This window comes from Tepidicaulis sp., from assembly GCF_965222285.1.
Classification (GTDB): Bacteria; Pseudomonadota; Alphaproteobacteria; order Parvibaculales; family Parvibaculaceae; genus Tepidicaulis.
On record NZ_OZ244942.1, the window covers coordinates 237,274 to 251,003 of the forward strand.

Sequence of the window (13,730 nt, forward strand, 5' to 3'; positions counted from 1 at the left end):
GCGGATCGTTTCGCCTGCGAAGGCATGGAGAAGGCGGATCAATACACACCATTGAAGATCTTACGCAGCACTAGGGCCCGGTGAACCGCCAGAGCCAGCGGGTGCGTTTATTTGCCGTGGGCGTAAAAAGTCGAGCACCTTTCCCCCCAGTTTGATCGATGAAGGGCTGCTAGGGTGCCTGAAATTATCTTTGCTAGCCTGCCCTTGGGGCGATCCTGGACGCGAAAGCGGTAACCGCCTTGGCTGCTTGACCGCGTGCAGCGTTACGTAAGTGAAATTGCCGTCCGCCTTCAATAAGGCAGCGCTTTGGCCACTTCCCATGCCCAACAGGGTAATTCCCAGAAGGGAAAAAATCTCGAGGGTCTGATCAGCAGCGCTGTGCGACGTGTTTCGGATCAGCCTGCGTTGGCAGTTCGATTGGCCTTCGATCGAGAACGTTACAAAGCTATCGGATGTAGCGACATGACCGTCTATGTCCTGTGGAAAGACCGTGCGCGTGCGGGTCATTTTATGACGTGCCAGACGGCGCAGAAGCAAGGCGCTTTCACCTTGTGTTACAGGATCGTTTTCCAGAAAATCTTCTAGTAGCGCATAGTCACTGGTCGTCAGAATCGCGAAACTATTGTCCTGTTTTCTGAATTTTGACCAATTTTTGAAAAGCGTTTGTTCTTTGTGAATAGGCATGGCAATTCCCGCTCCGCCACCTCAATGGCGAACTAGTTTTCGATGATTTTGCAGTGGGAATGTCCCCGAGAGCGGAAATGCACATATGTGCGCCGCCTCGGGGCTATGTGCCTACGAGGAGCGAGCCTGCCTGAAGCAGAAAGCGGTTATGTAGTGTAAAGCTCTTCATAATGATCTGATCATCTATCAGGAAAAAATATTGTCAAGCTCGCAGGTAAGTTTGCGTCGTATCGCGGCGCTTTGACGCGTATGCGTCCTAATGTGCAGAGACGGCAAGCAGTGATGTGATCCGGGGATTGACCATTTCCTTTTCTTCTGTAGAAGTGGTTTCCATTATGTACGATCTTCTCCCATACCGTACCGCAAGTGCCTGTTGCTTTCAGCCGGGCTATTAACCCGGACATGCGTGCCAGCGTGTCCGGGCCTTTCTCTCAATTTTTTTCCGTAAACTAATCACTTCCGCCCGTTCTGCGGCGGAGTAATGGTGATCGATATGAAAATCGCCGGCCTTTTTTTTGAGGTCGACGTTACGCGTGACCTTCGCTCGACATCGAAGCGCGCCGCATTTGTTCGCGTAACGGAGAGAATTTCCCAAATTCATTCCAGATTGAATCCTGATGAGTTGCTAGATGAATTGTGGGAGCGTGAGAAACTTGGAGTAACGGCACTAGGTTTCGGGATTGGGTGTCCGCATTCCATCTTAGATAAAATCTCTTATCCCTTTATGAATATCACCCAGCTTGCGCGTCCAGTCGACTATGGAGCGCAGGATGCAGTGCCGGTCGACTTATTGGTTTGCTTGCTTGGGCCTGCTCGTTGTGTGCCCCAGTTTCGAATTGCCCTTTCAACACTTTGCTTGCGTATGCGGGATGCGCGGGTGAGAGCGGCTTTCCGACATGCCCAATTGGCCATTGATGTGCATGGTGCTCTAGATGTAAATGCATCACATCGCAGGAGTATTGCTTAAATAGGTATGCATAATACCTTTTTGTTGACACGCACCCCTCCTCCCAATAAAAGGTATTTTAGATACCAGTTATGGAGGGTCGCATGTCGGCAACAAATGTCTTATTTCGCGGATTTCTGGCATTCTGCACACTTGTTGTTCTGGCCGTCACGGCGCGCGCAGAAACGCATACGTTCGAAATGACGATCGAAGATGCGGAAATTACGCTGGTAGGCTCTCAGACCTTCCATACGTTTGCTTTTGACGGCCAGGTGCCGGGGCCTCTTATCCACGTAGAGGAAGGGGATGAGCTTGAAGTGCACGTCACCAATTTTACAACGTTGCCGCATACCGTGCATTGGCACGGTATGTTCCAAAAGGATACTTGGCTGAGCGATGGTGTGCCGGACACAACCCAGAAAGCAATCGCACCAGGGGAAACCTATACATACAAGTTCAAGGCCTCTCCTGCCGGCACCATGTGGTACCACTGCCATGTCAACGTAAATGAACACGTTTCCATGAGAGGAATGTGGGGGCCATTCGTTGTCGATCCGAAAATTGAATCGCCGCTAGAGAAAAAAGTCACAAAAGACTTCATCTTGATGTTCTCAAGCTGGGCGAGCGCATGGGCTCACAAACCTGGTGAGGGTGGCATTCCTGGAGACACCTTCGACTATTTCACTATTAACGGAAAGTCGTTCCCTGAAACTCAGCCGATGCGGGTAAAGGAGGGAGATGTGGTTCGCATGCGCTTATTGGGCGTTGGCGATTCCGTTCACTCCATTCATTTGCATGGTCATACATTCGATGTGGTGCGCAAAGACGGTCATCTCCTGCCGCAGCCATATAAAGCAGACACGCTCTTGCTGGGGCCGGGAGAGCGTTACGACATCATCTTCGAAGCGAATAATCCCGGTCGCTGGATGGTTCACGACCACGTAGATCTCCATACGGTCAACGGCAAAAAGCCCCATGGCGGGATCATGTCTGTCGTTGAGTATGAAGAAGTGGGCACAGATGATGATTTCTATGTCTGGAAAGACAAAGAGTTCCAAGACGATTTCTACTATGAAACAGCGCTGACGAAACCGCATGGCATCCATCATGTCGAGCAGTTCCGCGGCGAGCCGGTGGAGTGAGTCATGCGGAAGTTTTCAATCTCTCTTTGTGTTCTGCTGGGCTCTACTATTTTCCTTCCGGCTGATGCTCAGCCCGACCCGTTGGCGAGTTGCGCCCAGTGCCATGCCCTCACTTTGAGTGAAATTCCCGAGGATAAGATCACTCATCGAATGGAACGCAAGGCGCCGGACCTTCACTATGCGGGCCGCAAGTTCAACCAAGACTGGTTGGTGCATTGGCTTCAAGAGCCGGTCCGGATACGCCCCGGCGGTGTGTTTTTTGGGCGCCATGTGGAAACCGGCCCGGACGGGCAAGACGTCATTGCCTCTGACAGTCTGCTTGAGCATCCATCGTTCAATGAAAAAGAAGCGGGCGATATCGCCGCTGCTCTCATGAGCAAGAGTGAGGTCGATGCGGGGCTAGTTCCAGAAGGCGCGTATGCAGGGAAGGGAAATGTCCGCTTCGGGAAGATGGCGTTTGTAAAACTGCGTGGCTGCATTGCCTGTCATGAGAATGAGCCAGGTAAAGGTGGTGTGTCTGGACCGGAACTCTATACCTCTTCACAGCGTCTGCGGCCTGACTTTATTGCCGCGATGATAGCCAGGCCGCAGGAGATCGAGCCTCGTAGTTGGATGCCTCATTTGGAGATGTCTGATCGCGATGTTCAGAACTTGACCAGCTATTTAATGTCACTCGATCCGGGAGAAGAGCAATGAACAGCACGGGTCTTTTTGCCGCAACGCTATTGATTGGTCTTGGATATTCCGCCGTGGCAATGGCCGAACCGGTTTCCATGGATCGCGCGGAAAAGCTCTACGACACGTATTGCGCCCAGTGTCATGGAATGAGCCGGAATGGCAAAGGAATAAATACGGTGGGGCTTTCGGTGCAGCCAAGAGATCACACTGACACGAAGGCGATGAGCGACCTGCCGGATGATCAAATTCGCCTCGTGATCGAGGAGGGTGGCCTCGCAGTTAACAAATCCATCCTTATGCCCGCATGGGGAGAGGCAATGAGTGCAGAGGAGATCACGGCGATGGTCAGCTATCTGCGTAAAGTCTGTAAGTGCGGCAACTGAGCTGAAAGGAAATATGATGTTTAGAAGGAAGTTCTTATCCGCTTTGGCGGCCGCACTTTTTGCGGCAGCAACCTTGACGAGCGTCACGGCATATGCCGAAACCGTTGAAGTGAAGCTCGTGGCCAAGGAGGTGGACCTACCTATTGACAACAAAGGAACCATGGCACGGATGTGGACATTCGATGGTCAGGTTCCTGGGCCGCTCGTGCGAGTGCGGCAGGGAGATACGGTCGAATTCACTCTTACAAACCCTGCTGACAATAAGAACTCCCACTCCATGGACTTTCATGCGGCACGCGCGGACGTTCTCGATGAATTCGGTTCGATCAAACCGGGTGAAACAAAGACATTTACATTTACAGCCGACTACCCCGGTGTGTTCTTCTATCATTGCGGTAGCGATCCCATGATCCAGCATATCGCGCGCGGTATGTTTGGAGCCATTATTGTTGATCCCGCCGACGAGAATGCACTACCCAAAGCAGACCGCGAGTATCTGCTTGTCCAATCGGAAATCTACGAAAATCCGGAAGATCTTGGCGCGATGATGGCCAACGATTGGAAGCATGTCGTCTTCAACGGCCAAGCATTTAAGTACGACCCAGTTCATGACCCCAGTGCCTCGAAATATCTTGAAGCAGCACCGGGGGAAAGAGTTCGTGTTTACTTCGTGAATGCGGGGCCGAATGAGTTTTCATCTTTCCATCCGATCGCGGGTATTTGGGATAAGGTCTATCCTTCCGGCAATCCGCTCAACGAAATGACTGGCTTGCAGAGCTTTACGGTCGGCCCAGGCGATGCGGCAATGTTTGATTTGATCTCGCCAAAAGAAGGAGCAAACGCGTTGGTCACGCATTCTATGCGTAGCGCTCTATCTGGGGCAATCGCGGTTATTATGTTCTCTGAAGATGTGGCTGACGACGCCGGCAAGGGCGGCAATATCATTCTTCGGTAATATCCCTCGCAAAGATTGCATCGAAGAATGACAGGGGAAACTGTCTCTTGCGGGGCAGTTTCCCCGACCCTTCCTCTCCATTCTCCTCATCAAGGCGCAGCCATGACCCGCAATGTTTCAGCACTCATCTCTCTATTCTCCGTTTTGTCTTTCGTGCTTGGCCCCCATGCCTATGCCCATGATGGATCCCATCCGGATTTAGGCGCATCTCCCGTGCGAGCAGCATCACATGCTCCGATCGGAGTTATGGGAGATCATAGGCATAAAGCGGGCGAGTGGATGGTTTCGTATCGTTATATGCAAGGCGGTATGGACGGATTGCGGCAGGGCACCAATGATCGTGATCCTGCTGCAGTGCTCCAATCTGGCGGAAACGCCTATAGAATTTTACCGTCATCGATGACAATGAAAATGCATATGCTGGGTGCAATGTATGCGCCGACCGACGATGTGACGCTTACCCTGATGGGAAGTTATCTTGACAAAGAAATGAGTCACACGACCTATGCCGGCATGATGGGAAGTGCGGTAGCTGGCGAGTTTACAACCCATTCCCGCGGCTGGGGAGATTTGCGTTTCGGCGCGCTAGTGAAGTTGTGGGAAAAAGACGCGCATTCATTTCACGGCAATCTGTCTCTCAGCATTCCCACGGGGTCGATCAAAGAGCGTGATACCGTTTTAATGCCCAATGGCCAGTATGCATCAAGAAGAATGCCTTACGGAATGCAATTGGGGTCCGGTACCTGGGATCCGACGGTTGGTGTGACTTATAATGGCCGATCAGGCCAACTGAGCTGGGGCAGCCAATATCTTGCGACATTCAGAAGCGGGCGTAACGACGAAGGGTATAGCTTGGGGGATCGGCATGCTTTTACAGGTTGGGCAGCTTACAGCTCCGAGCCCTGGTTCAGTCTTTCTGCCAGACTTGCGGCTCACACCCAGCAGGAGATTTCCGGGCGCGACCGACAAATATCAGGGCCTGTGCCCACGGCCGATCCTGGCAATTATGGCGGTGAACAGGCTGACTTATTCTTGGGAACTAATCTCGCTGGGCAGCGTGGCTTGTTGCGAAATCACAGATTGGGATTAGAAGTTGGACTGCCAGTATATCAGGATGCCAACGGTCTCCAGCTGGAGCGGGATTGGTCGGTTGTGATTGGTTATCAATACGCCTTTTAAACTTTAAGCCGCTTCCAGTTCAGTTTGATTTTACGGTCAGTAGATGGTGAAATGTGCTCTAAATCATATTTCCCTATCTGTGGCACATGCATTTAACGCTTCATAGTGACTATTCCCTGCGGCTTCTTATGCTTCTGGCGGTTGAGGCGGATAGGGCTCACACCGTAGAGGAAGTCGCTGGACGTTATGACATATCACGGAACCATCTGAACAAGGTTGTCCAGACGCTGGTGCAGGCAAAGTTCATCCGCAGTGTTCGCGGTAGAGGAGGGGGGATTTCCCTCGCGCTTCCACCTGAAGAAATAAACCTGGGAGACGTGATAAGGGCGAGCGAAGACAACTTCGATCTTGTGGAGTGTTTTGACAAAGAAACAAACACATGCATCCTCGCGCCCGTCTGTGGATTGAAAGGGCCATTGGAAGAAGCGCTCATAGCATTTCTGAAAGTGCTCGATAGTTATAGTTTGCACGACCTTGTTATGCGGCCAGGTGCGTATCGTAAAATCAGAAAGGTCTTGTCGTCGAGGTAGTAAGTGCTAGTCAGATAACGTTCAGCTATCCTCTATACCCATTTGTCGAACGGTTGTTGGGCAACTTGTTTCAAGCCGTCCAAAGCCCATTCAATCGTTTCGCTCGCGGCTTTGCGCGAATAGGCGGCATATACGGAATAGGAAAATGTTGGTGCGTCCTGTACGGGAAAGAGGCGCCCCTCCTCTATAAAACGTTGAACAGCCCGCGTACGGAAGTACCCCGAGCCACCTGCTTCAAGAATATAACGCAGCCCAAGTGGGCCGAGATCAACGAATGTGCTGCTTTCCTTAAGCTGTTGATTGCCGCTGAGATCTGACCCGGTATTGGGGGATTTTTCCACTGAGATTTGACCCATGTTTGAACGCTATCCTGCTCGTTTTGGGCAGGAGATTGAGGAGTGTTGGACATGGCGTTTTTGAGCGTTATCCGGCGCTGGCATTTCCGGGATGGTTTTTCGATCCGGGAGATAGCACGGCGCACGGGTCTGTCCCGGAATACCATTCGCAAATATCTTCGGTCCGATACGGTTGAGCCGAAGTTCAAAGTGCCCGAGCGGCCGAGCAAGATCGATCCTTTTGCCGAGAAGCTATCGGGCTGGCTGAAGGCTGAGAGCCGCAAACCGCGCAAGCAGCGGCGCACAGTCAAGCAGATCCATGCCGATCTGGTCAGCCTTGGCTTTAAAGGTTCCTATGGTCGGGTGGCGGTTTTTGCCCGGCGCTGGAAAGAGGATCTCCAGCGCCAGCAGAACACCACCGGCCGCGGCGTGTTCGTTCCCCTGGCCTTTGAGCCTGGAGAAGCTTTCCAGTTCGATTGGAGTGAGGACTGGGCGCTGATCGGGGGCGAGCGGGTCAAGCTGCAAGCGGCCCATACCAAGCTCTGCTACAGCCGGGCCTTTGTGGTAAGGGCCTATCTGCTCCAGACCCACGAGATGCTGTTCGACGCCCACAATCATGCCTTCCGCGTGCTGGGCGGCGTGCCCCGGCGCGGCATCTACGACAATATGCGCACGGCCGTGGACAAGGTTGGCCGTGGCAAGGCCCGGCAGGTCAATGCCCGGTTCTCGGCCATGGCCAGTCACTTTGTGTTCGAGCCCGAGTTCTGCAATCCGGCCGCCGGCTGGGAGAAGGGGTTGGTGGAAAAGAACGTGCAAGATGCCCGGCACCGGCTTTTCCAGCCCATTCCGCACGCGAACTCGCTTGAGGAGTTGAATATCTGGCTCGAGCATCGGTGCAAGAGCTTGTGGGAGGAGACCTCTCACGGCGTTGAACCGGGCACCATTGCTGATGCCTGGCGGGTCGAGACCCAGTTCCTGATGGCTGTGCCAAGGCCCTTTGACGGGTTTGTCGAACACACCAAGCGTGTTTCCCCAACGTGCCTGATCCACCTGGAACGCAATCGCTACAGCGTGCCGGCCTCTTTCGCCAACAGGCCGGTCAGCGTCAGAGTCTATCCGGCGCGCATCGTCGTTGTCGCCGAAGGACAGACGATCTGTGAGCACTTACGGATCATCGACCGCCATCATGGAACCGGGCATACTGTTTATGACTGGCGCCATTACCTAGCCGTGGTCCAGCGAAAGCCCGGTGCCCTGCGCAATGGTGCACCCTTTGCCGACATGCCCGATGGATTCCGGCAGTTGCAGCGCCATCTTCTGAGCAAACCCGGTGGCGATCGCGAGATGGTCGATATCCTGGCCCTGGTTCTCCACCATGATGAACAGGCCGTGCTCGCCGCGGTCGAGATGGCCCTTGAGACCGGGGTGCCCACCAAGACCCATATTCTGAACCTGCTGCACAGACTGGTCGATGGCAAATCGACCGCGATCGCGCCCGTCGAGGCACCACAAGCCCTTGTCCTGGGCAAGGAACCGCAGGCCAATGTGGAACGCTACGATACCCTGCGTGCGGACAAGGAGGTGCGCCATGCGTCATGATCCGGCAAGCGCAGCTCTGGTCATCATGCTCAAAAGCCTCAAGATGACAGGCATGGCCCAAGCGATCAGCGAGCTCACCGAACAGGGGTCTCCGGCCGTCCAGGCAGCCGTTCCGGTTCTCTCCCAGTTGCTCAAGGCCGAGATGGCCGAACGGGAGACAAGATCGATTGCCTATCAGCTCAAGGTGGCACGGTTTCCAACCTACAAGGACCTGGCCGGCTTCGATTTTGCCAGCAGTGAGATCAATGAGGCCCTGGTGCGCCAGCTTCATTCAGGGGCTTTCATCGACAAGACCGACAACGTGGTGTTGGTGGGCGGGCCGGGAACCGGCAAAACCCATATCGCCACAGCGCTGGGCATCCGGGCCATCGAGCATCACCGCAAGAGAGTGCGCTTCTTCTCGACCGTGGAACTGGTCAATGCGTTGGAACAGGAAAAGGCTCAGGGCAAGGCCGGACAGATTGCCAACCGGCTTGTCCATTCCGATCTGGTCATCCTCGACGAGCTTGGATACCTGCCCTTCAGCGCATCAGGAGGGGCATTGCTATTCCATCTGCTGAGCAAACTCTACGAGCGCACCAGTGTCATCATCACCACCAATCTCAGCTTTGCCGAATGGGCCAGCGTGTTTGGCGACGCCAAAATGACAACCGCGCTGCTCGATCGGCTCACCCATCACTGCCACATTCTCGAAACCGGAAACGACAGCTTCCGCTTCAGGAACAGCTCGGCCCAGGCCGCAAAAACCAAAAAAGGAGAAAGCACCGACTTGACCATCTAACCAAACCCAAATCATATCCACGAGGCGGGTCAATTCTCGGTGAAAATACCGGGTCAGATCTCAGCGGCAATCAACACCTTAAGCCCTGGAAAGGCCGTGTCGTGATGGTTTGCGAAGTCCGGCCCCCAATCTACATAGACGTAATTGCTGTCTGATAGAGCCCGGTCATTGAGATTGGTTGTAACTGCGATCAGTTCTTCATTCAGAAGTGGGGCAATTTCTACGTCTGGGCGATGGTATGGGGCGTATAGAACAGCAATATCAAGTGCGCTGCTTTGCAGTCGATCCATTAATCTATCCGGCGCCTCGACATGGCTACGCAAAGCTACTGTGGCGCGATCGCGGCGCAGCCAAACAAGCCAATTCAGGAGCAGGGAATTCCAGAGGCTGAACTCCCCGCCGAGCGACAGGACTGTGTCCCGTCCGGGGGGCACGGCAACTTGATGCCGTGCCCGTTCCCATATCTGAACGAGCTGTGTCGCATATTGGACGAACTCACGTCCCGCAGGAGTTAGCCGAGCGCCCGATTTATTGCGCACGAAGAGCGGTCGCGCCAATTGTGCTTCGAGTGCTTGAATCCGCGCACTTACTGCCGTTTGGGTTACGTGGAGCCTCTCTGCCGCTCGAACGAAGCTGCCGGCAGAAACAATTTCCAGGAAGGTTCGAGCGAGCTCAATATCCATTTTAATACAAGAAAATTGATTTCAAGGACGAATTATATTCGTTTGCCGTGTGTTTGGGAAGGTGCCAACCTGCTTTTGTCGATTTGAGGCTGGCGGGAAGACATGGCGCCGTGCCCTATAAAAACAATCCATAACTGGCATATGAGCCAATATCGCTTTTCGTTACGCGAATATGCCCGATGCCGGCAGCACCGATCATATGAATATTCCGGTCAAGCCATTGCGGGGTCTTAAGATTTAGCAAGCTGACTCTTCTGCAATAGAGGAACTGGCAGAACGATTGACCCCAGAGCAATCGTTCTGGGTTGGCGGTTTTTTGCAGGCTTCGCCTGCGCTCGTGGTGACGGTGTATCGGCGTCCACCAGTGGAGTGCTTTCAGCCTAATCGGAGACGCTGGAAGGTGGCGGAGCACCAGGTAAATACAATATGCATCTCGGCGATAGGTTCTGGGGTCAACGTCTGAGCCGGATGTATCTGGAGAATGTTGATGAAAACAGAATTCTGGAAGAGTTGGGGAAAGTCATTCCGGATTACGCTGCGGAACGCCAGCATGGCGAACACTTGGGCGACTTTGTTGTGCGCGCGGGGTACGTGCGGGCCGTTGAAAGCGGGCAGGACATTAAGCTCGATTGACGTGAGGCAGAAATGAGAGGGTATTTTTTAATATGTGCTGATGATCCAATCGAGTGTGGGGAAGATGCCCGCTATACTTACTGCGGGTGATGCAGTAGAGGAAACCACCCCCCTGCCAGAGCGGTGGGTCAGTGAGTTGATATATGTCGCGGGGGAGCATGACGGTACTATCGGTCGGGTGATTTGCGGTCTGTGCGTTGATGAGCGCGGGGTCAATAAAGCTGTTACTGGATCCTGACGCTGTTTACCCGGAGATTTCCGGAATTTGGCACTTGAGGTCGACCATGCGTTAACGATAGGGGCGCGATGAAATGAGCGCGCTTCAGGCGCTTCCTAGTCCGGCCTGAGAGAGCTAACGTTGGTCTAACTACTGGTTAATCGGCGAAATAGTCGACTGGATACGGCTTGGTTTCGCCTGCGTTGATGGCTTGTCAGAGTCAACATGGGGCCAATGAGCGTGAATATGAACATAGTATTCCCCCCATTCGTGAACTGGCTTCAATTGAACATCAACTGTCTCTCCGCATCTTTGGCCATCTATTGGTGTGCATACGATCTTATGAACTGTCATTTGCAGTAGATTCCGAATTGGGGAAGCGTATTTCCGGTTATCCCATTCCGCTCGCACTGCGTCGATCGAGCCTTGCAGCTTGGTCAAGATGTCGTAGTGGCCAGCCTCAATGTCGGGGATCTGCGGCATAGCTTTAATCTCATCACGCCTGTCTTGCAGCTGTCGCAGGCGCTCCCAGTCCATTTTTATGCCTTTCTCCAGCGCGTCAAACAGCCGACCGATTCTGGAATCTAACATTTCGGCTTCTCTCTGAAGCTTAATGCGAGAGGCAAGCGCCCTTGAAAGCGGATCTTTTAGCGCTGCCGACCAATCAGGAATCGATTGAATGAATGCTTCCAACGAGGCAAGGACCGTCGCTGTCAAATACTGTTCTCTCCATCCGCGAGAGTTCTTGCACTTATGTTCGAACCGGTGAGTGACGCAGACATAGCGCGTATGGTTGGCAACATTCTTCAAGCCGCCGCACCAACCGCATGTCACAAGGCCCGTGAGTGGTCGCGCAGCGCCAATTGGCTGCGAGATGTGTGACTTTGAGGTGGTGGGGCGTTTTTTGCGTGCCCGATACTTTCTGGGCGCGGCCCGCTGCGCGTGCACTTTCGCCCATAGTTCGTCGGAAACGATGCGCAAGTCTGGAACGGGGGTGGTGACCCACTCATCACGAGGATTGAGGACGTACTTTCGCTTTCCAGTGCGCGGGTCCACTACTTTGCGCATGCGATTGTAGATCATTATCCCGCGATAAAGATCGTTATGAAGGATGCCGCGATGTCGGCTAGCTTCGCCGGTGATGGAATGCACTCTCCAAAGCTTTCCGCTAGGAGAGGGGACCTCATCGTCATTAAGCGACTGAACGATCTGCCGAACGGGAATTCCATCCACGTATTCTTTGAATATGCGGCGAATTATCTTTGCCTGATCTGGATGGACTTCCCTAAGTCCATTCACATATTGGCCCTTCGCATCCAGCTCTCCTCTCACCACCCGATACCCATATGCGATGCCGGCCGGCGCTCGGCCCGAAGAGGCGATTGCCTTATGCGCTCTTCTAACCTTGTCTTTCATATCACGTAAGAAAAGCGCGTTCATGGTGCCCTTAAAGCCGATATGCAGATCGCTCACGGCCCCTTCGTGGCCGGTCCATATCCGGACACCGCAATGCTGCAGCACCTCATAAATGGAAGCGATGTCAGACAGTGAGCGTGAAATGCGGTCGAGCCCTTCGGCTATCAGCACATCAAACTGTCCCCGTTCCGCTGCCTCGAGCATGGACTGAAGGCCTGGACGAGAGGTTGTGGCGCCGGAAAGGGCGGCGTCACTGTAGATTGCTACCGGATGATGGGTGGAGAAATTCCGTTCCATCAAAGAAGTACAAAGCGACACCTGATCTTCAATTGAAGCAGGGTTTTGAAGGTCGCTCGAATAGCGAGCGTAGATTGCAACTCGGGGCGAGCAATCGGCCATGGTTTTTCGAGAGCCAGGTTAAGGGGTCTCGTCTCCCTACCCATCCAACGATGAGTCCGCAAGGCCTATCCGAAAATAAAATGTGGATTTTTATTTTTCGCTAACCAATTGATTCCGCGACGTTTTGTCCATGTTTGCCGGACATCGCCGGAGTTTGTCTGAGCTTGTCTGCCTTTGTCGGACTTCGTCCGAAATTACCCTGTCGTTTCGGGGGCAGGATATAGCAGGTGCATGCACCTGCTGATGCTGAACCGGAATCCTGCTTATTCGCACGGCTACGCCGCGCTCAACGATTGAAAAGAAATCGTCTGATATACGGATCTTGCTGCCGTTCGCCACGCCCGCAAACCAACTCACACCTTGGCAGCGGCTGCCGACGAGATATCAATGAGAGAAAGCGGCCCGCAACTCGATGCAATAGTCTAGTGTTCCAATCTTCTCGGGGATAGTTCTATCAAGAAAGGGGAAAAGGATGCCATCAGGGGCGCTAAAGAAATTTGAGAGCACGATGATGAAGGACGTAACGCGCATTATCGAGAGTCATGCCGCTCTGTCAGATGGCGCACCAGGCAAGAAGGGGTTGGGACATCTTACGCGTGGAGGCGTGCTGCTACTCTGCGCAGCGTGGGAACTGTATCTGGAAGAAGTGTTGAGCGAAGCTGTGAAATTCGCTTGCGAGAAAGCTTCAGCGCCCGACGAGCTTCCCAGGGACGTAAAAAAAGCAATCGCTAAATATGTGGTTGAGAGTCAGCACGAATTGAAGGCTCTGGCAATGGCTGGAGACGGCTGGAAGTCGGTCTATCAGGAGGCAGCGCAGATCAGAATCGATGCTGTCAACACGCCCAAGCCGGGCGTGATTAATCCGATCTTCAAAAAGTTCATCGGCATCGCCGAGATAAGTGCCTGTTGGCACCACGGGGAGCAGCCTGTGAAAGAATTTGTGACTGCCCGCGGGGACATTGCACATCGCGGAGGCGATACCGGTTATGTGACCATTGCTAAGTTAAAGGATGTCTACAAACCTTGTATTGAGAGAAGTGTGCTCGATACGGACAACTGTCTTTCACAGCATCTTCGAGACATGTTCCCGGCGAAAGAGCGACCGTGGAACAAAAGAACGCCATAGAGGGGCATGGGCGACTACTCTGGGCTCAGATTCGCCATAGCGAA

General features: G+C 53.5%; 15 protein-coding genes. 11 read left to right on the plus strand and 4 right to left on the minus strand.

What is annotated here, in order from left to right; translation table 11 throughout:
* Positions 1–60: 60 nt before the first annotated feature.
* Positions 61–684 carry a hypothetical protein gene (locus ACOQOT_RS01030; RefSeq protein WP_420560537.1) on the minus strand — a complete coding sequence of 208 codons (624 nt, stop codon included), beginning with the start codon at positions 682–684 and terminating at the stop codon, positions 61–63.
* 481 nt (positions 685–1,165) lie between these two features.
* Between ACOQOT_RS01030 and ACOQOT_RS01035 the strand changes: the two genes are divergently transcribed.
* From ACOQOT_RS01035 to ACOQOT_RS01065, 7 genes are all read left to right on the plus strand, one after another.
* Complete coding sequence (locus ACOQOT_RS01035; protein WP_420560538.1) at positions 1,166–1,651, plus strand: PTS sugar transporter subunit IIA; 486 nt, start codon at positions 1,166–1,168, stop codon at positions 1,649–1,651.
* Between the two features lie 83 nt (positions 1,652–1,734).
* Positions 1,735–2,772 (plus strand): multicopper oxidase domain-containing protein, encoded by a 1,038-nt coding sequence (locus tag ACOQOT_RS01040; protein WP_420560539.1) that lies wholly within the window; start codon positions 1,735–1,737, stop codon positions 2,770–2,772.
* 3 nt (positions 2,773–2,775) lie between these two features.
* Positions 2,776–3,468 (plus strand): c-type cytochrome, encoded by a 693-nt coding sequence (locus ACOQOT_RS01045; protein ID WP_420560540.1) that lies wholly within the window; start codon positions 2,776–2,778, stop codon positions 3,466–3,468.
* Positions 3,465–3,833, plus strand: coding sequence for a c-type cytochrome (locus ACOQOT_RS01050; protein WP_420560541.1), 369 nt, complete (start codon positions 3,465–3,467; stop codon positions 3,831–3,833). The genes ACOQOT_RS01045 and ACOQOT_RS01050 overlap by 4 nt, the downstream gene beginning before the upstream one ends.
* A 13-nt stretch (positions 3,834–3,846) precedes the next feature.
* Positions 3,847–4,788 (plus strand): multicopper oxidase domain-containing protein, encoded by a 942-nt coding sequence (locus ACOQOT_RS01055; protein ID WP_420560542.1) that lies wholly within the window; start codon positions 3,847–3,849, stop codon positions 4,786–4,788.
* A 102-nt stretch (positions 4,789–4,890) separates the two neighbouring features.
* Complete coding sequence (locus tag ACOQOT_RS01060) at positions 4,891–5,967, plus strand: hypothetical protein (RefSeq protein ID WP_420560543.1); 1,077 nt, start codon at positions 4,891–4,893, stop codon at positions 5,965–5,967.
* A 128-nt stretch (positions 5,968–6,095) separates the two neighbouring features.
* The gene (locus ACOQOT_RS01065) at positions 6,096–6,497 is read left to right on the plus strand and encodes an RrF2 family transcriptional regulator (RefSeq protein WP_420560544.1); all 402 of its coding nucleotides are present in this window, start codon (positions 6,096–6,098) and stop codon (positions 6,495–6,497) included.
* Between the two features lie 32 nt (positions 6,498–6,529).
* On the opposite strand, the gene ACOQOT_RS01070 is transcribed toward ACOQOT_RS01065, so the two are convergent.
* Positions 6,530–6,853, minus strand: coding sequence for a hypothetical protein (locus ACOQOT_RS01070; RefSeq protein ID WP_420560545.1), 324 nt, complete (start codon positions 6,851–6,853; stop codon positions 6,530–6,532).
* Between the two features lie 51 nt (positions 6,854–6,904).
* Here ACOQOT_RS01070 and istA point away from each other — a divergent pair, with 51 nt between their 5' ends.
* Together istA and istB are read left to right on the plus strand one after the other, a co-directional pair.
* Entirely contained in the window at positions 6,905–8,431 is a 1,527-nt protein-coding gene (gene istA / locus ACOQOT_RS01075; RefSeq protein ID WP_420559161.1) for an IS21 family transposase, read from the plus strand.
* A complete protein-coding gene (istB, locus tag ACOQOT_RS01080; protein WP_121881981.1) occupies positions 8,421–9,212 on the plus strand; it encodes an IS21-like element helper ATPase IstB in 792 nt (263 codons plus the stop codon). The genes istA and istB overlap by 11 nt, the downstream gene beginning before the upstream one ends.
* 53 nt (positions 9,213–9,265) lie before the next feature.
* Here the strand turns inward: istB and ACOQOT_RS01085 are convergent, their stop codons facing one another.
* Positions 9,266–9,895, minus strand: coding sequence for a LysR family transcriptional regulator (locus tag ACOQOT_RS01085; protein WP_420560546.1), 630 nt, complete (start codon positions 9,893–9,895; stop codon positions 9,266–9,268).
* A 426-nt stretch (positions 9,896–10,321) separates the two neighbouring features.
* On the opposite strand from ACOQOT_RS01085, the gene ACOQOT_RS01090 reads away from it, so the two are divergent.
* Positions 10,322–10,528, plus strand: coding sequence for a hypothetical protein (locus ACOQOT_RS01090; protein WP_420560547.1), 207 nt, complete (start codon positions 10,322–10,324; stop codon positions 10,526–10,528).
* Between the two features lie 367 nt (positions 10,529–10,895).
* On the opposite strand, the gene ACOQOT_RS01095 is transcribed toward ACOQOT_RS01090, so the two are convergent.
* Positions 10,896–12,560, minus strand: coding sequence for a recombinase family protein (locus ACOQOT_RS01095; RefSeq protein ID WP_420560548.1), 1,665 nt, complete (start codon positions 12,558–12,560; stop codon positions 10,896–10,898).
* Between the two features lie 508 nt (positions 12,561–13,068).
* Between ACOQOT_RS01095 and ACOQOT_RS01100 the strand changes: the two genes are divergently transcribed.
* The gene (locus ACOQOT_RS01100) at positions 13,069–13,686 is read left to right on the plus strand and encodes a HEPN domain-containing protein (protein WP_420560549.1); all 618 of its coding nucleotides are present in this window, start codon (positions 13,069–13,071) and stop codon (positions 13,684–13,686) included.
* The last annotated feature ends 44 nt before the right edge of the window (positions 13,687–13,730 follow it).